Origin of the sequence: Haloarcula sp. CBA1127 (assembly GCF_001485575.1) — an archaeon.
Taxonomy (GTDB): domain Archaea; phylum Halobacteriota; class Halobacteria; order Halobacteriales; family Haloarculaceae; genus Haloarcula.
The window spans coordinates 24,545-42,672 of record NZ_BCNB01000002.1; the positions used below are offsets into that span (position 1 = coordinate 24,545).

Consider the following 18,128-nt stretch of genomic DNA (forward strand, 5'->3'; position numbering starts at 1 on the left):
TAGCGCTGAGAGGGAGGTCTGTAACCGGTGGTATCTGTGGGTCGCGACACCGGTTCACCCGACTCGGAATTCACGGCCATACCAGTCGTCGATTCGAAGTTCGTACGGCGTTGTCGTCGATGTATCGTCCCAGCTGACTGGATTAGGGGCGAACTGTGTGTTGCTTGCCAGCGAGGCGAGGGCCGGCTCTACCTCGTCATAGGTCGCCTCTACCAGCTCACCCGTAACCACGACGCTTCGCCAGACCGATTTGGGTTCGGTCTCCTCGTACACGGTGAACCCGACAGTGGCGTCAGCCGCCAGATAGCGGTGTTTCTGGCTCTCATCGCTCTCTGAAAGGTGAAACGCCAGGCTATCGGTCGCCGGGTCGTACCCGAACGCGACCGGGAGCGGGTATGGAGCCGCACCTGTCGGGCCGGACAGTGCCAGCACACCGATTCCGTTGTCAGTGAGGACGTCGACGACCGTTTCGTCACGTAATTCTCGCATCCCGACTGCGATGTTAACTGGAAACTACTTGGGATGCAGACCGCATTTTCACTCGGTGGGAACGTGAGAGTTGCTTTTCAAATAATGGGTAACAGAACAGGTATGGGCACAGAGTCGGCGGGAGAGTTCGCCGAATGGGACGAAGAACGGTACAGCACAGATATCGAGCGGTTCGATGAGCAGCACAAGCGACTGTTTGGACTGCTGAACGATCTCCACACGGCGATGAACGAGGGCCACTCCGAGGAGGAGGTCGGTGACATTCTCCGGGAACTCGAACGTTACACGGAGTACCACTTCGGTGACGAGGAAGAATTCATGCAGAACTGTGGCTACGCCATGGACTGCAGCGACTGTTTCTACAATCACCGTGAGATGCACGAGGAGTTCGCCGACAAGGTGCGAGAACTCCGCGAGAAACACGAGAACGGGGAGTACGTCACGATGGAGGTCCTGACAGTTGCACGGGACTGGCTCGATGCACACATCGCCGCTGGCGACGAGGACCAGAACTACGCTGACTACTTCCAGAGCGAGGTCAGCGACGACTACGAGTACGAACCCGGGCAGTTGTATCAGGACCGGACAACATCGGAGGACCCCGTGCCAGTAGACCGCCAGCCCGAAGACGCCGGCGTGCGCCTCGACAGCGACATCTACGACGGAGGCTCGCTTTCGGTCCCGGACGGGTCAGTAGCGGCCTGGTTCGAAGACATCGTTTCGGACCACGAGGACCGGACCGCGGCGCTCGTCCGGGATGACGGCGAGTTCGTCGAACGGAGTTTCGAGGAACTGGCCGAGCGGGCGAAGGCAGTTGCGGGCGGCCTCCTCTCGACGGAACTGCGCCCCGGGGACCGACTGGCAATCAGAGCACAGTCCCAGTACGAGTGGTCCGTGCTCGACCTGGCCTGTCACTTCGCCGGGCTGGTCCCGGTCGCACTTTACCCATCTGCGAGCGACGACCGGGCAGCCCAGATTATCGAGCGGACCGGCGCAACCGGACTCGTGGCAGCGGGAGACGTGGCCGACGACCTTGCGATGGCTGTCGAGACTGTGCTCGATTTTGATGCCCTCCCGACGGACGAGGCGAGAGTGCTCCCCGGCCTGCAGACGGACGGTGACGAGGTTGCGACAGTCGCGTTCGACGTGGCTTCCCCCGCAGAGAAAGCCGGCTGTGCGCTGACACACCGAAATCTGCTGGCGGCAGCAGAGAGCCTCCGCGAGGCGCTTCCTACCGGCCCCGAAGCGACTGGGACCTGTTCGCTTCCGCTGGCGCACATCTACCAGCGTGTTTCGACGTACTATCTCTGGGCGACCGGGAGCGCCGTCGCCTACCTTGGGGCCGAGGACTTCGTCGACCAGCTCGCGGCTGTTAAGCCGGATGTGCTTGTCGGTGTCCCGAAGATGTACCAGCAGCTCTACGGGACGATACAGGACCGTCTCGGCGACATGGGCTGGATGAAACGGAAGGTCGGCGGTCGAGTGGCGTCCTACGGAGAGGGAATCGTCGAGGGACGGGGAACGCCGCTGAAATACAGAGCCGCCAACCGGCTCGTGTACGAGCCGCTGCGGCAAGAAGCGGGGCTATCAAACCTCACCTACGCTCTCTCCGGGACTGGCCGGCTCGACGACCATCTGCTGTACTTCTTCCGGGGGCTTGGCGTTCCAATATGCGAACTATACGGCTCCGTCGGAACAACCGGTGTCGGCGCACTGAACCCGGCAGAATCCTTCGCCCAAGGGTCGATTGGCGACCCGATGCCAGGGGTTGAAATCGCTGTCTCCGAAAACAGGGAGCTACTGCTCCGCGGCCCGACCGTCCTCGGTGGGTTCCTCGACAGCGGCCAGACTGGCTCACAAACGCTTCGGGACGACTGGTATCACACCGGCGAAGTCGGTGAGGTGGGGCCGGACGACACGCTGTCGCTCGGCGAGTGAGCGCCGTCAGGCGGGCAGTAAACATCCCAGTTACCGTTCAGCCAAAGAGGATTGCGCTTCAACTCAGGTCAGACGATCCGAAACCCGAGTGTGACAAGCGGCACGAGAACGAGTAGATACGCGGCCGCCGAGATTGCCCAGTCGCGTCGGATATCTGCGATCCGGCCCGACGGCAGTCGGGACCGCGGAAGCACCACGATGACAAAGAAACCGACCATCAGCGTGTACAGGACAACGGCAGCGAGGACCGCCGCGAGTATCGATGATCCGCTCAGCAGCCCTTCACTGGTGAAAAGGACCCAGACGAACAGCGGGCCAGTTAGCCAGCCGGCGATGTAGTGGACCACGCTCGCGAGCCGTCCGGGGGCCTTCTGCGGGGCGCTATCGGTCAATACACCGGAGGCAATGAACGGCGGTGTTTCGCCCTCCGGCAGTCTGGCCATCACCAGATCCATCACAACCGTCGCGACGACACCGGCGGCCACCCCGATCACAAATCTCAGTGACACTGTAAGCGCCGTGACGAGAGGTACCGACTCCATGTAACACTGAGAGGACGGGGCTATATTCTGTCTGGCGATTCAGGCTGGCAGTGATACCGATTTGTTGGGTGCGAAAGCCTGTGAGGGCGTACCCCGTAAGGGCTTCATGCGCACACAGGATGCGGGACACCGAGCGGCAGCAGTCGCTGCCATCGCTGACCGCGATTACCGGCGGGCTGGAGATGAATACACGCGGGCTGGGTGGCGTGTTCTCTCGGACCCGCGAGAAGGCATTGAGCCGTTCGGTGCTGACGAGAAGGGCTGGGTCGGTGACGGGCTGCAGTACCTCGCGACGAGTGCGGTCTGCTACCGCGTCGTCGGAGCGGACACGCGCGCCACCCGCCGCAGCGTCGAGGGCGTCGCCGTGGCCAAGGATTTGACCAACGGGCTCGAACACCCCGTTCAGCACGCCTGCCTCAAGGAGTTCGTCGGAGACTTCCGAACAGTCGCAGGGCTCGACGGTGTCGAGGCGGCGTACCGCGAAGCGGAATCAGCCTACACCGACGCTGGAAGTGCTGTCGACAACCCGCAAGCGTGGGGCACGACGCCGCTGTTCGAGGCCGCTGCGACCCTCATCCAGCAGGTCGCCCGTGGCCCCGCCAACGGCGAAATCGCTCTTCCCTGGGAAGACCTCCACGGTACAAACCCGGACGACCCCGGCAGATTCCTCGCACAGCGGGCCGTCGTCAAACGGCAACGGTTCCCCAGCCTCGTCCAGCAAGTGATTACCGACGGATTCCTTGCCGCCCCTCGCGGGACGACGGAGTACGACACCGACCACCACCGCTGCCCGCACTGTGGCTCGACAGATGTGAACTGGGTCGCAGAGAGTGTCGTCTGTCTACGGTGTTCCCGTCCGACAGCCGAGACGAACTAATACACAGAATCCGTTTTCAGAGTGGGGCAAAATGTCGGTATTATGTATCCATATTTTGGCGTTCTAATATCTGATGCCTTCTATAGAAATACATCTGCGGTCTACTTTATTCGGTTTGCCATTAACATCCCGATTATAGGCAGATATATATTTACTCAGCCCAGTAAGAGCCAAGGATTGGAGAAAAGAGAGCGATACGGACGGATCGTGCTGGTCACGTCGTCGGTTCGGTCGACTCGGGCAGTGACGCCGATTCGGTGCGTTCCTCGATCAGCAGTCGCCGATTGACGATGTGATCGACGACAGTAGTGCTGTCGAGAATTTCCGTCTCACCGTCGTGGGTATCCGGGTCGCCGGCGTAGCGCCGTATCTTGAACGAATCCATCGCGTTCCGGTTCTCCGAGACTGGTTCGATAACGTCGAGGTACTCGTGGGTGGCGGTATTACGATAGGTCTCTCCCGTGGCAAAGCCGACAACAGGGACATCCGCAGGCCACTCCCACGAGAACTGCCGGAGATACTGGTCGAACTGCCAGACGAGATGCGCTGGGTCGATATCGTCGTCGAGCGCTCCCACGGCGGCCGAGTCGAGTGTCCGGTCCCAGTAGTCGACGACGCAGTCCTTGAGATCGTCTTGCAGACAGTCCTCAACCAGTTTCTGCTCGATCGGATAGCCGATTTCGATGGCAACGATAGCGTGTCGGTCGAGATGGGTGAGACAGCGCTGGCATTCAATCTCGAACACGGACAGACCAAGTGGGTTCTCAGCAGTCAAGTGCGCCAGTTCGTTTCCGCAATTGGGACACCAGAGAAACAACACCCCGTTGTCTGCACCGGACAGTTCACCGAGCACAGTCAGGTCATCAAACGCAGTGTCGGGCTCGTTCGTCAGGGGGTCGGATTCCGACTCCGGGGCGGTCTCTGCGGCATCATCCGCGTATTTGGCCAGCTTTCGGTCTTTCAGTAGTGACTTGATAACCGAATCGTGCGAGGAGTGCGACTCTGTGTCACGTATCTTCTCTATCTGTTCTTTCGTCCAATCACGTACGCGGATAGTTGCCATTTGTCACACATTCAAACCAAGCTACAAAAACATTTTCCTTTTATAATGAAGGTTAATCTTCGCGCAGAACCACCACGTAGAGGTCCGTTAATGACTGGCAGCAGAGATACGCCGCTTGATTTCGGTGTTCGAGACACGTATCTGGGTGGCTGCCAGCCGATGGGTGACGAGGTCAAGGAGGTCCAGTTCGGACAGTAGTCTCCGGGCGTGTGTCTGGCTCAAATCGAGACGCTGGGTCACCTCGTCCAGTGAGGTGGACTGGGTAACAGTCTGTGCGAGGTCGGCCACAGTCACGTCCTGAGAGATACCGATTCCGTCCGCGACGAGATTGTCGTCGCTGTCCTGCGAGTCCGCCTCAGCGAGCAGGTCGGCGACTGATCTGGCTCCCAGTCCGTCCGGTTCCTCGGGTTGGCTGTTGTCGCCCGCCCTGTCCTCAGAAGGGTCCGACTCGACCGAGGAGCTGGCGTCGGTATCAGTCTCGGAATCTGTCTGTACGTCCGCAAGGCTGAGTCCCCCTGCCTGTGGCGTTGTATCAGTCGGGTCGTGGATATCGTACTCCACCATATATCGACGCACAGTTTCGGAGGTCACGTCGGCATCAAGCGCCTCGGTCATCTCCGGGAACGTATCGCAGGCCTCGTAGGCCGCCTGGAGTGCCTCGGGGTCCTTGTATGCTGGCACGGAATCCGACTGCGAGAGGGTTTCTGCCAGTTCATTGGACGTGTCTCCCTGATCGTCTGCTGGTACTGGTATGTCAGTTCCGACGGGGACGGTAACCGTCACGTCAATCTCAACCCGCTTATCGTTCAAATCGAACTCCTCAGCGTCGACAGATACGTCGTCGTGTATCGATACGCCACCAAATACCGGCGTCGCAAGCGTCAGGTCGGCACTGATTTCGTCGTTATCCGCTGTCGTCTGGCCCCTGACTGAGACCGATTTGATCTCAGTGTCAGACGAATCTAGGCACTCGAGCACCTGCGTGAACGTCTCAAAGGCGTCACTAACTACCATATCACACTCACGCACACAGTCCCACTATTACATACGGGAACCGGAAATATTTGCAATAACAAACTGTATAGACAGATTTGGTCCGTCAACCCCGCTGCGGTCGAAATACAGTGTGTACAGAATGTTCACACTACCGGTGAAATCGAGATATCGTCCGGGCCTTTTACAGGCTAAGGGTGTTACTTTTACAGCCGGAAAGGGCGACTCTCCGCAATTCGTAGAAGAATTTGATGTACACCCTGAGAGTGTATAAATTTGCGCCAGTCGAAAGGGTATCATTCCCATCCTGTAACTGACCTACAACCGGTCCCAGAGTTCGGCACTCGCATCGCCGACGGCGGTCATGTCCGAATCATCGACGCCGGTGACGCCTGATTCCTGTTCGTACACAGACTCCCCATCGATAATCGTCCGGGTAACGTCTGCACGGCTTGCGGCGCTGACAACGTAGTAGGGTGCACTCCCGTCCAACACCGGATTCGGCCCCAGATCCAGCGTGACGAAATCACCCCGTTTGCCGACCTCGATGCTGCCGATAGCGTCGTCCATCCCCAGCACCGCCGCACTGCCGATTGTCGCCCATTCGAGGGAAGTGGCCATGTCGAAGCCGCCCGGGTTACGCTGCTTGAGTTTGTGGATACCGACGGCTGAACGCATGGTCTCGAACATATCCGGATCCCACCCGTCGTCACCAAGCCCGATTGTCATTTCGTGGGCTTGCATCGTTTCGACATCGGCGATACCGACGGCGTTGTTGATATTGGAATAGGGGTTGTGAGCGACGTTAACGTCGTTTTCTGCGAGCACTTCGATTTCGGACTCGGTGGAATGGACGCAGTGGGCGGCGATGATCTCGGCGTCGAAAAATCCCATGTCCTCGAGCGCGAACACCGGTCGTTTCCCGTAGTCGGCGATGGATTCGTGCACGTCGACCAGTCCCTCTTCGAGGTGAATCTGGATGGGACGGTCGTCGTCGGTAGCCCGGTCGACGCACTCCTCGACGATGTCTTCGGTGTTGGTAAACAGCGTGTGGAGGCAGTAGTGGCCGGACACGGTGTCGTACTGGTCCTCCGCTTCGTCGATAAATCGCTTATTCTCCGCGATTCCATCTCTGGCCTGGGCTTCGGAGTTTCGGGCTGTTGTCTCGAACGTAATCATCCCACGAATCGGTGTCTGTGAAACTCCCTCTGCGACGGCGTCGAGACCGCCCGGCAGCGTGTTTGGCCCGGAGTAGTTGTCACAGAAGGTGGTGACGCCGCTCTGAAGCATCTCGACAGCGGAACCCAGTGCGGACAGGCGAGCGTCACGTTCGGTAAACGCCTCGTCGACGTTCCACCAGATATCGACGAGCGCTTCGTAGAAACTCTCAGGAGACGCAGCGAGCGGCGCGCCGCGAATCGGGAGTGCGTACATGTGGGTATGACAGTTCACCAACCCCGGGATGACGACTTCCTCGGTGGCGTCAACAACCTCGTCGCCCGAGGCGTACCCGTCCTCAATAGCCACGATTTCACCGTCCTCGACAACGACGTGTACCTCTGACCGGACCGTGCGCTCATCGTCCATCGTGATGAGCGTCCCTGCGTTCAGTATCACAGGTTGGGGGAAACCGTCAACCGACTAAAAGCTACTCCGCCCCAGAACGGCCTTACCAGCCACTCTATCACAACCACCGTGTGCGACGGATGTGGCGTCTCACACACCAACTGTTTTCGTCGTTCGCCCTGGCCGTACTGGTATGACAGACATTCACATCAAAGACACACAGGTGGTGACGACATCGGGTGTCCAGCGCGGTGAACTCACGATTTCTGACGGGGCAATAGACGCCGTTGGTCCGGCAGCCTCGGTCCCAGCCCCCAGTGACCCAGACATCGTCATCGACGCAGACGGTATGGTTGCGCTTCCGGGCGCTATCGACGTACACACACATATGCACGACGACGAACTGTTTCCGGATGGGATCGACTTCGCGTCCCAGACCGCGAGTGCGGTTGCCGGTGGAGTGACGACAGTCATCGAGCTACCGACGCAGACACCCGTCACGACGCCGGAGGCAATACAGAGGAAAGCGGAGACGTGTTCGACGCTGGCGCACATCGATTTCGGCCTCGTCGCAGGTAATATTCAAGATCCCGACATCGACGTAGCTGGCATCATGAGCGCCGGAACAGCGGACTTCAAGACATTTACCGCAGACCCGTACCTCGCGAGTGACGCATCCATCGCGGCGCTCATGCGGCGTGTCGGCAATGCCGGGGGTACGGTTCGCGTGCACTGCGAGACACAGGGACTGCTTGACGACGCGCGGTCGACTATCGACGGCGACGAGCCCGACGTGTACATGGACTCACGACCACTCGAAGCCGAACTTGATGCGATTTCCCGGGCGGGTTACTTCGCGGAATACGCTGATTGTCCACTGCACGTCGTCCACATCTCAAGCGGGAGCGGCGCACGCGAAGCCGGCCGCTTCAAGTCGCGAGCCAACGTCCCGGTCACGCTCGAAACCTGCCCGCAGTATCTCGCCTTCTCGAAGGAGGACGTTGCCGACAAGGGGCCATTTCTGAAAGTCAACCCAAGCCTCAAATCCGACACCGAGCGGAAGCGGCTCTGGGATGCAGTGCAGGACGGGACTATCGACCTCATCGGCACGGACCACTTTCCGACGTACCGCGAGACACGGGAAGCCGGCTGGGAGGATATCTGGGAACCCTACGCCGGCCTCCCGGGCGTCGAAACGATGGTCGAGTTCCTCGTCAGCGAGGGCGTCCACGAGGATCGGATATCCTGGCCGCGGCTCTGCGAAATCGTGTGTACAGCTCCGGCACGGAACGCCGGAATCTATCCACGGAAAGGGTCGCTGCAGGTCGGAACGGATGCGGACGTGATGCTCGTTCGGGACGAGGAGTATGAGGTTACTGCCGACGACCACACGTTCGTCGGTGGCTGGACGCCGTACGAGGGACAGCGCTGGAGTGCGCGTGTGGACACGGTCGTCGCTGGCGGTGAGATTGTCGCAAAGGACCACGAGGTCCAGTCAACGGCGGGCCGTGGTGAGTTCTTGGACCGCCCGCTGTAGCGTTTTGCTGTCCATTGACCTGATATTCAGTTCACAAATAGATGTGTGGCGTGTGCTGGCCGTGTGTGAATGTGTGCCAGCCACGACAGAGATGGTTCAACTCACAATCGAGCTAGAGCCGCAGTACGGTTTTATACCCAGTTGTACTCAGGGAGTAGTATGGGCATGACGCAAGTGACGACCCTCGAGTGCACACTCTGTGGAGCGGAGTACGACCCGGACCAGATAATCTACACGTGTCCCGAACACGAGGGCGTGAGGGGAATTCTCGAAGTAACGTACGACTACGACGCTATCGACGATGCGTTCGACGGCGACCTCGGCGGCCCGATAGCGAGCCAGTGGAAGTACGAGGCGTTCCTGCCGGTCGCGTCGGACGCCGATGTCGTGACGCTCAACGAGGGCGGGACGGACCTCTTCGACGCCCCAAACCTCAGCGACGCGCTGGGCGTCGAGACGCTCGTCAAAGACGACGGGCGGAACCCGACAGGGTGTTTCAAGGACCGCGCCAGCGCTATCGCTGTCACGAAGGCCAGACACGCCGGCCGCGACATCATAACCTGCGCCTCGACCGGGAACGCCGCCGCGTCGCTGTCAGGCTATGCCGCCCGCGGGGGGATGGACTGCCGTATTTTCGTCCCCGGTGACGCCCCGACGGGCAAGCTCGCACAGCCGCTCGTCTACGGCGCGGACGTTCTGGCTGTCAACGGCAGCTACGACGAAGCCTACGACCTCAGCGTCGAAGTCACCGAGAAGTACGGCTGGTACAACCGCAACGCGGCGATCAATCCGTTCCAGGTCGAAGGCAAACGCACCGTCGGCCACGAACTCGCCGACCAGTCTATCGCCCGCGGACACGTCCCGGACTGGGTCGTGTTCTCGATGGGCGACGGCTGTACGATCGCCGGGGCTTGGAAGGGGTTCAAGGAGTTTTACGACCTCGGCTACGTCGACGACCACCCGAAGATGCTAGGGGTTCAGGCTGAAGGGGCGTCGGCCATCCACGACGCCTTTCACGACCACGAAGACATCGACGATATCGCCGAAACGCTGGCTGACTCAATCGCGGTCGGTCGGCCGCGGAACACGATCAAAGCCTCCCGTGCGCTGGAACAGAGCGGGGGAACGAGCGTACTGGTCTCCGACGACGAGATTCTGGAGGCCGAGAAGCTGCTTGGCGGCACCGAGGGCATCTATTCCGAGCCGGCTGGAGCAGCACCTATTGCCGGCGTTCAGACCGCGCTCGATCAGGGGATCATCGAGCAGGACGAAACCGTCGTCGTGGTGTCCACCGGCTTCGGCCTGAAAGACACGAAAAGCGCCGAGAAGGCGACCGGAGGAGTCGACCGGATAGACCCCGAAATCACGGAGGTCGAAGGGCTGTACGGCACGGCCGAGGAAGCCACGGCCGACGACTGAGTGAGCGAAAACGGAGTTTCAAGCTGGATAGTCAGCGCGTAGCTTGCCTACAGGTAGCCGTCCGCGAACTCGTCGATCATCAACCGCCGGTCCTCGCCTAGTGGATAGAGAATCGGGCACTGACAGCCCGTCTCTGCGTACTCCCGGACTTTCTCCCGACACTGTTCGGGCGTGCCGCTGGCGGTGAGTTTGTGCACCACGTCGTCCGGAATGAGGTGCATCCCCTCCTTGATGTCGTCCTTGTCGGCCGGCCACCCGCCGATGGTCTCACCCACCTCGTCGATGAGGTCCTGGCTGACGCCGCTGGCTTTCATAATGTGGGGCTGTTGTCCGAGGTACTGCGTGATGAGTTCGCGGGCGTTGTCCAGCGCCTTCTCTTCGTCGTGATCCATCGAACAGACGACGAGCTGGGGCCGGTCGATGTCGTCAAGCAAGCGGTCGCCGCGCTCCGCCCCGGTCTCCAGTGCATCAAGGGCTTTCTCGTTGTACTCCGGGCTGACAAGGTAGTTCAGCAGTGCCCCGTCGGCGAAGTGGCCGGTGAGTTCCAGCATCTTGAACCCGGTCCCGCCGACGTAGACGGGGACGGTTCGCGGCCCGTCGTCGCCATGGACCACGTCAAGTTCCACGTCCCGCATCTGGACGAACTCACCGTCGTAGGTGACGTTCTCCATGTCCAGCAGGTCCTGAGTCACCTCAACACACTCGCGCATCGCCCGCAGTGCGCCACTGCGGTCGATGCCGACCTTCTCTGCCAGCGGGTCCCACCACGCGCCGATGCCGCACATGATGCGGTCCGGACCGGCGAGTTCCTCCAGCGTACTCATCGACTGCGCTATTAGCGCCGCGTTGCGTGTCCAGTTGTTGATGACACCCGTCCCGAGTTTGATGTCGTCGGTAACCGCGGCGTACGCACCGAGCGGGGAAACGGCGTCGCGTGCAAGTCGCGATTCAGCCTGCCAGATCTCGTCGATGCCCTGCTCCTCCGCGTACTGTACGAGTTCGACGTTCTCTTCTAGCGAGTGTTTGTCCTGCAAGTAGATACCGACACGGTCGCCTCTCTCGAAGACCTGATTGGCGCTCATGAGACATGCTGAATTCTCCGAATATAGATAAATAGATTTGCCACACACACGGTCTGTGGGAGGTGTGGCCGCCAGTATTGGCCCGCGTCGCGGACCGCTCAGTCCGTCTCGCGACTGTAGGACTGCAACAGCGCCGAGGGGACCGCTAGCTGGTCGCTCTTGGTCCGGATGACAGCGTAGGCCAGCACAATTATCGTCGCCAGATACGGGTACGTCCCCATTATCTGTGGCGTCATGAGGAACTCGACGACGGGGTTGATAACCCCGGCGAGCGGCGCGTCGGGACCCACCGTCAGCGAGATGGACTGCGAGCGAATGCGGAGCGCGTCGAGCAGGCCGAACAGGTAGGCTCCGACCAGCATCCGGCGGGGCCGCCACTGCGCGAAGATGACCAGCGCGACGGCAATCCAGCCCCGCCCTGCAGTCATGCCGGGGACCCAGAGCTGTGAGAAGGCCAGCGAGAGGTGAGCGCCGGCCGCGCCGGCGAACCCGCCGCCGATAAGCACCGCGAGGTACCGCAACCTGAACACGGACACCCCCATCGTATCCGCCATCTCTGGGTCCTCACCGACGGCTATCATCTCCAGCCCGAGGTTCGAATGGTGCAGGAAGTACCAGACCACGACCAGCAGGCCGAGCGCGAGGTAGTCCGTCGCCGTACTTCGGAAGAGGGCCTCGCCGATGACCGGGATGCCGACGAGGTACTGTCCGACGAGCGGGAACAGTATCTGCGGGAAGCCGTCGATTGACTCTTCGACCCAGCCGGAGCCGAAGAACGTCGTCAGCCCGGTCCCAAGCAGCGTCAGCATGACGCCGCTGATGACCTGATTCGACTTCAGCGTGATACAGAGGAACGCGTGGACCAGTGCCAGCACCATCCCGAGGAGGATACCAACGCCGAATCCGAGCCAGTGGCTCCCCGTGAGGACGGTCGTGATGAACCCCCCGAGTGCGCCGACGAGCATCATTCCCTCGACACCGAGGTTGAGGACGCCCGCCCGCTCACTGATGAGTTCGCCCATCCCAGCGAGGAGAAGGACCGTCGCCGCCTGAACTGTAGCATCAAGCAGGCCGGCGATGAAGCTCACCATCAGTCGTCACCTCGCTGTGGCTGGGCTGGCGTCTCCGCTGGCCCGCGTTTGAGGTCGATACCGACACGGTAACTCTTGAAGAACTCCGCCGTGATCAGAAAGAGAATGACCAGCGCCTGAATGATCTCGACCAGTGCCGCGGGCACACCGAACGCCACTTCCATGCTTGACCCGCCGACGAACAGCACGGCGAAGAACAGGCCAGCGAGCATTACTTTGAACGCGCTGTTGCGACCGAGCAGCGCAACCGGAATGGCTGTAAAGCCGTATCCGGGTTCGAACCCGGCGCGGTATCGCCCCTGTGCGCCGGCGATCTCGCTGATGCCGCCCATGGCCGCGAACGCGCCCCCGACGACAAACACCAGAAGGTACACGTAGAACTTGCTCATCCCGGCCTGCTGGGCGGCCTCATCGTTCGAGCCGACGAACGTGATTTCGAACCCGAGTCGCGTTCTCGTCATCAGGACATACGTCACTACAACCATGCAGAGGGCGGCGAGCAGCCCAGCGTGGACACCGCCGAACAGTTCCGGAATCGTCGCGGCCTCGGAGAACCGGTCCGACTGTGGGAAGTTCCCGGTTCCGCCCTGCATCGGTCCCCGGAGCAGGTAGCTCTGGATTTCGAGCGCGACGAATGTCAACAGTAGCGACGTGATAATCTCGTTTACGTCCCACTTCGCACGCAGGTACGCCGGGATGCCAGCCCAGATACCGCCGGCTACAGCGGCGGCGACGAACATCAGCGGAATCAGTGCGAGCCCCGGGAGCGAGACGTTCAGCCCGATCCACGTCCCTGCGAGCGCACCGGCAACGAGTTGCCCCTCGGCACCGATGTTGAACAGCCCCGCTTTCAACGGGAGATACACCGCCAGACCCGTAAGAATCAGCGGGATCGCCTTCGTCAGCGTCTCGCTGAGGCCGAACTCGGTCACGAGCGTCTCGACAAACATCGTCCTGTACGCCGCGACAGGGTTCACGTCGAGGACGACCAGCGCGATGGCGCTCACTGCCAGCGCAGCGAGAACCGTGAACACGGGCGTCCCGTAGGCCAGCCAGGCCGGAATGTCCTCGCGGGCGTCGACATTGACCGCGACGTTCATCAGCTCTCACTCCCCTGGGTGGCCCCAGACTGGACCGGCGACGCAGCCGTCTCGCCACCGTCGTCGCCACCACCAGTCATCTCCAGCCCGATCCGTTCCCGGTCGGCCTCGGCCGGTGTCGTTTCGTAGACGAACTCACCCTCGTAGACGACCAGAATCCTGTCGCTCAGGTCGAAGATTTCGTCCAGATCTTCCGAGAGCAGGATTATCCCAGTACCCGCCTTGCGCTGTTCGAGCAGCGTCTCCCTGATGAACTCGATTGCCCCGACGTCAACACCACGAGTCGGCTGGTTCGCGATGAGCAGGTCCGGGTCGCGGTAGATTTCCCGCGCCAGAATGAGCTTCTGGAGGTTCCCCCCGGAGAGGTCACCGGCCTGTGTCTCGGTCACGTCGCTGACGCCGCGGACATCGAACTCATCGACCAGTGTTTCGGCGTAGTCGCGGAGTTCCCCGTAGTCCAGAAACGGCCGGTCGCCGAACCGGCCGTCTCTGAAATCCTTCATCGTGGCGTTGTGCATCACCGAGAGGTCCTCGGCACAGCCGTACTGAAGCCGGTCCTCGGGGACGAACGAGACGCCGCTCTCGACAAACGTCTTCGGTTTCGCGCCGGTAATGTCCTCACCGTTGACCACTAGCTCTCCGGCCGTCACGTCCCGAATGCCGGCCATGACCTCCGCGAGTTCCTTCTGGCCGTTACCGCTGACGCCCGCAATCCCGACGATTTCGCCCTGTCGAACCGTCAGGTCAACACCCGAAAGAGCTTCGATATTTCGGTTGTCTGTGGCCTCGACTCCGCGTGCGCGCAGGACTGGCTCACCAAGGTCGACCGCTTCTCTGTCGATGTCGAACAGCACCTCACGGCCGACCATCATCTCCGCGAGGTCCGCCCGGGAGACTGACGACACCTCGGCGGTACCGACGTTTTGTCCCTCCCGGAGAACTGTTACGCGGTCGACGATGGCGTCGACCTCAGTGAGCTTGTGGGTGATGAAGATTATCGAGAGTCCCTCGTCAGTCAGCCGTGCGAGCGAGTCAAAGAGCTGCTCGGCCTCTGTCGGCGTGAGAACCGCCGTCGGCTCGTCGAGGATCAGGAGGTCGACATCCCGGTACAGCGCTTTGAGTATCTCGACGCGCTGTTGCTGGCCGACGTCGAGCTCCCAGATCTTCGCGCTCACGTCGATGTCGAACCCGTACTGGTCCGCTAGCTCCTGAATCCGCTGTTCGGGTACGTCGAGACCGAGCGAGAACTGGCCGGCAAGCGACTGGACGAGGCTGTTGTTCCGGATCGCCGCCGGAAGCCAGCTATCCTCCGCATCGCTGCGAAACGCTGTGGCCGGCTCACGTTCGCCGAGCACAACGTTTTCCGCGACGGTCAGGCGCGGTATCAACATGAAGTGCTGGTGAACCATCCCGATACCAGCATCGATGGCGTCCTGTGGCGACCCGAGGTCAAGCCGCTCGCCGTCGAGATAGATATCGCCGTCGTCCTGCGAGTAGAGACCGTACAGAATCTTCATCAGCGTACTTTTTCCCGCACCGTTTTCACCGAGGAGGCCGTGTATTTCCCCGCGCTCGACGGAGAGGTTGACGTGGTCGTTGGCGACGACCCCAGGGAACTCCTTCAGAATCCCCTCCATCCTGAGCGTGGTGTGTTCGGACATGCTCTGTGGTCTTGGCCGGGTATCAACAATGTAGTGGCATAATTGTTTCCAAAGGTAGCCATATTCGCCGTCCAGCACGGGAAATGCCGGACATTTGCCAAGTGCTAGTTGTTGTGTGCCAGTGTTCGTTGTCGACGCTCACGCAGTCTGTCGAGATACCCAGCTATATGAACATATACTACATATTGTCCCCAGTTAGAGTTCGATAGGGCCATTTTTGTGGCACATATTTTGATAATAGGGTAGAGAAAGCTGCGTGAACGGAACGATTTAAGTTATTGTTTCCGAAATGGCTATTCGGTTCGTTAATGGTTGACAACAAACACACCAAATCGAGACGGGAGCTACTGACAGCACTTGGGGCGGCGGGGATAGCCGGGCTGGCTGGTTGTAGCAGTGGTGGTGACGGGGGCGATGGCGAGGTAGCCACCGATACCGCCGGAGGCGGGGCTGCTGAGGGGACTGCGACCAGCAGTGACGGCATGGATTCGCTCACCGCCGCGTGGGTGTATAATTCAGAGGTTGGCGACCTCGGTTGGTCCTGGGCCCACAACGAAGGGCGGAAGGCGGTCGCAGAAGAATTCGACTGGTTAGAGACCGAGTACACCGAGGCTGTCGCCCCAACCGATTCCGAGCGGGTGTTCGAACAGTACGCGCAGGGAGACGCCGATATCATCTTCGGCTGTACGTTCGAGTATCAGGACCCGATGGCGTCCGTGGCGGAGCAGTACCCCGATACGTACTTCGAGCACAATACGGGCTACCTGACGATGGAGAACATGGGGCGGTACATGGGCCGAATCTATCAGCCCCGGTATCTCGCCGGGCAGGCGGCCGGGACCGTGACGGAGACAGACACGCTGGGATACGTGGCGGCGTTTCCGATTCCGGAGGTCATCCGCGGCATCAACGCCTACGCGCTCGGAGCCGCGTCTGTCAACGACAGCGCGACGCTGAAGGTCAGATGGACGAACTCCTGGTTTGACCCGCCGACCGAGAGCGAGGCGGCAAACGCCTTGCTGGATGAGGATGTCGACGTGATGGCCCAGCATCAGGACTCCCCCGCCGCACTCCGTGCAGCCTCCGATGCGGGTATCTGGGCGACCGGCTACGATGCCCCGATGGGCGACATCGCCGGCGAGAACTATCTCACGTCCCCCATCTGGCACTGGGAGGAGTTCTATGGGCCGACTATCGAATCCGTCAGGGACGGCACCTGGGAATCCGACGCGTACTGGGAGGGCATCGAGTCGGGCATCTGTAGTCTGGACGACTGGGGGCCTGAAGTCCCCCAAGAGGCAAAAGACACCGTTTCGGAGTCGCAGTCGGCGATACTCGACGAAGAACTGGATGTCTGGGCCGGTTCGGCGTTCGAGGGCGAAAGTGACGAGTTCCTCTTCCAAGAGATGAGTAGCTACGTCGACGCCGTCGAGGGCGAGGTCCCGAACTGACCCCGCCACCGGTCTCCGACGACAGTCATCGCCTGGGTGTTGCTGTGGCTCTCGGGCGAATATAACAACGTTTGCAACATTATTCGGGTGTGAGTGATATTTTCGGCCAATTTTTCCAGATATGTTCGTTCGCTGTACGGTCAAGAATGGTATCGTTTAAGTAGGAGTTTCCGCTACCTCTATCCAGTTCAGTAATGGTGAATACCAACCGAACGATATCGCGTCGGGAGATGCTGGGTGCGCTTGGGGCGACAGGAGTAACCGCACTGGCCGGCTGTAGTGGCGGGAGCGACGACACAAACACGGCTGACGGCACGACGACCGGCGACGAGGGTGGCTCCGGGTCCGACTCCGTCACCGCTGCCTGGGTATACATCTCAGAGGTGGGCGACCTCGGGTGGTCCCACGCACACGACGAAGGACGAAAGACGGTCGACGAGAAGTACGACTGGCTGGAAACCGAGTATACGGAGGCTGTCGCGCCAGAAGACTCAGAACGCGTTTTCGAGCAGTACGCACAGGGTGACGCTGACATCGTCTTTGGAACGACGTTTGGCTACCAGGACCCGATGTTCAACATTGCGGAACAGTACCCCGACACGTACTTCGAACACGCGACCGGCTATCGCACCCGGGAGAACATGGGACGGTACATGGGTCGGATCTACCAGCCCCGGTATCTGGCCGGGCAGGCGGCCGGGATGGTGACCCAGAACAACACCATCGGCTACGTCGCCGCGTTCCCCATTCCTGAAGTCATTCGATCCATCAACGCGATGGCGCTCGGCGCGCGGTCGGTGAACCCAGACGCGACGTTCAAGATTCGATGGGTCAACGCGTGGTTCGACCCCCAGACCTCGAAGCAGGCAGCCAACTCACTCATCGATGAGGGGTGTGACGTCATCTCACAGGAGCAGGACTCCCCCGCTCCGGTCAGAGCCGCAAACGAGGCGGACGTGTGGGCCTCCGGCTACAACGCACCGATGGGCGAGTTCGGCGGCGACAACTACCTCATCTCACCGGTGTGGAACTGGGAAGAGGTGTACGGCCCGACCGTCTCCGCAGTCCGAGACGGAACCTGGGAATCCGATGCCTTCTGGGGCGGCATGGAGACGAACCTCCCAACGCTCGACGAGTGGGGACCAGAGGTTCCCCAAGAGGTCAAAGACACCGTCGCCGAGACGGAAGAAGAAATCGTCAACGGCGAACTCGATGTCTGGGCCGGCTCGCCGTTCGAGGGCGAGAGCGACGAGTTCCTGTTCCAAGAGATGAACAGTTTCGTCGACGCCGTCGAGGGCGAAGTGCCGGAGTAAGGGAGC

General features: G+C 60.8%; 15 protein-coding genes. 6 read left to right on the forward strand and 9 right to left on the reverse strand.

Translation table 11 applies throughout. The annotated features are described in order from the left end of the window. Positions 1–54: 54 nt before the first annotated feature. Positions 55–489 (reverse strand): pyridoxamine 5'-phosphate oxidase family protein, encoded by a 435-nt coding sequence (locus AV059_RS01205; protein ID WP_058991569.1) that lies wholly within the window; start codon positions 487–489, stop codon positions 55–57. A 102-nt stretch (positions 490–591) separates the two neighbouring features. Between AV059_RS01205 and AV059_RS01210 the strand changes: the two genes are divergently transcribed. After that, entirely contained in the window at positions 592–2,427 is a 1,836-nt protein-coding gene (locus tag AV059_RS01210; RefSeq protein WP_058991571.1) for a bacteriohemerythrin, read from the forward strand. 68 nt (positions 2,428–2,495) lie between these two features. Here the strand turns inward: AV059_RS01210 and AV059_RS01215 are convergent, their stop codons facing one another. Then, the gene (locus AV059_RS01215) at positions 2,496–2,969 is read right to left on the reverse strand and encodes a hypothetical protein (RefSeq protein ID WP_058991572.1); all 474 of its coding nucleotides are present in this window, start codon (positions 2,967–2,969) and stop codon (positions 2,496–2,498) included. A 106-nt stretch (positions 2,970–3,075) separates the two neighbouring features. Between AV059_RS01215 and AV059_RS01220 the strand changes: the two genes are divergently transcribed. Continuing rightward, a complete protein-coding gene (locus AV059_RS01220) occupies positions 3,076–3,846 on the forward strand; it encodes a hypothetical protein (RefSeq protein WP_058991574.1) in 771 nt (256 codons plus the stop codon). Between the two features lie 214 nt (positions 3,847–4,060). Here AV059_RS01220 and AV059_RS01225 read toward each other — a convergent pair whose 3' ends face one another. From AV059_RS01225 to AV059_RS01235, 3 genes are all read right to left on the reverse strand, one after another. Beyond that, entirely contained in the window at positions 4,061–4,909 is an 849-nt protein-coding gene (locus tag AV059_RS01225) for a hypothetical protein (protein WP_058991576.1), read from the reverse strand. 87 nt (positions 4,910–4,996) lie between these two features. Continuing rightward, entirely contained in the window at positions 4,997–5,923 is a 927-nt protein-coding gene (locus AV059_RS01230; protein ID WP_058991577.1) for a hypothetical protein, read from the reverse strand. Positions 5,924–6,220: 297 nt separating this feature from the next. Beyond that, positions 6,221–7,519 carry an amidohydrolase family protein gene (locus AV059_RS01235; protein WP_058991579.1) on the reverse strand — a complete coding sequence of 433 codons (1,299 nt, stop codon included), beginning with the start codon at positions 7,517–7,519 and terminating at the stop codon, positions 6,221–6,223. 142 nt (positions 7,520–7,661) lie between these two features. Here AV059_RS01235 and AV059_RS01240 point away from each other — a divergent pair, with 142 nt between their 5' ends. After that, entirely contained in the window at positions 7,662–9,005 is a 1,344-nt protein-coding gene (locus AV059_RS01240; RefSeq protein ID WP_058991582.1) for a dihydroorotase family protein, read from the forward strand. Positions 9,006–9,164: 159 nt separating this feature from the next. Further along, positions 9,165–10,424 (forward strand): threonine synthase, encoded by a 1,260-nt coding sequence (gene thrC / locus AV059_RS01245; RefSeq protein ID WP_058991584.1) that lies wholly within the window; start codon positions 9,165–9,167, stop codon positions 10,422–10,424. Positions 10,425–10,471: 47 nt separating this feature from the next. Here thrC and AV059_RS01250 read toward each other — a convergent pair whose 3' ends face one another. The 4 genes from AV059_RS01250 to AV059_RS01265 form a co-directional block, all read right to left on the reverse strand. Beyond that, a complete protein-coding gene (locus AV059_RS01250; RefSeq protein WP_058991586.1) occupies positions 10,472–11,506 on the reverse strand; it encodes an LLM class flavin-dependent oxidoreductase in 1,035 nt (344 codons plus the stop codon). A gap of 98 nt (positions 11,507–11,604) precedes the next feature. Next, positions 11,605–12,597: an ABC transporter permease gene (locus tag AV059_RS01255; protein WP_058991587.1), complete on the reverse strand. Its 993-nt coding sequence runs from the start codon at positions 12,595–12,597 to the stop codon at positions 11,605–11,607. Beyond that, positions 12,597–13,697 carry an ABC transporter permease gene (locus AV059_RS01260; protein ID WP_058991590.1) on the reverse strand — a complete coding sequence of 367 codons (1,101 nt, stop codon included), beginning with the start codon at positions 13,695–13,697 and terminating at the stop codon, positions 12,597–12,599. Before AV059_RS01260 ends, AV059_RS01255 begins: the two co-directional genes overlap by 1 nt. Beyond that, positions 13,697–15,358, reverse strand: a complete 1,662-nt coding sequence (locus tag AV059_RS01265; RefSeq protein WP_058991592.1) for an ABC transporter ATP-binding protein — start codon at positions 15,356–15,358, stop codon at positions 13,697–13,699. Before AV059_RS01265 ends, AV059_RS01260 begins: the two co-directional genes overlap by 1 nt. A 308-nt stretch (positions 15,359–15,666) precedes the next feature. On the opposite strand from AV059_RS01265, the gene AV059_RS01270 reads away from it, so the two are divergent. Both AV059_RS01270 and AV059_RS01275 read left to right on the forward strand, forming a co-directional pair. Further along, entirely contained in the window at positions 15,667–16,809 is a 1,143-nt protein-coding gene (locus tag AV059_RS01270) for a BMP family ABC transporter substrate-binding protein (RefSeq protein ID WP_058991594.1), read from the forward strand. A gap of 194 nt (positions 16,810–17,003) precedes the next feature. Then, complete coding sequence (locus AV059_RS01275) at positions 17,004–18,122, forward strand: BMP family ABC transporter substrate-binding protein (protein ID WP_058991596.1); 1,119 nt, start codon at positions 17,004–17,006, stop codon at positions 18,120–18,122. Positions 18,123–18,128 lie beyond the last annotated feature (6 nt).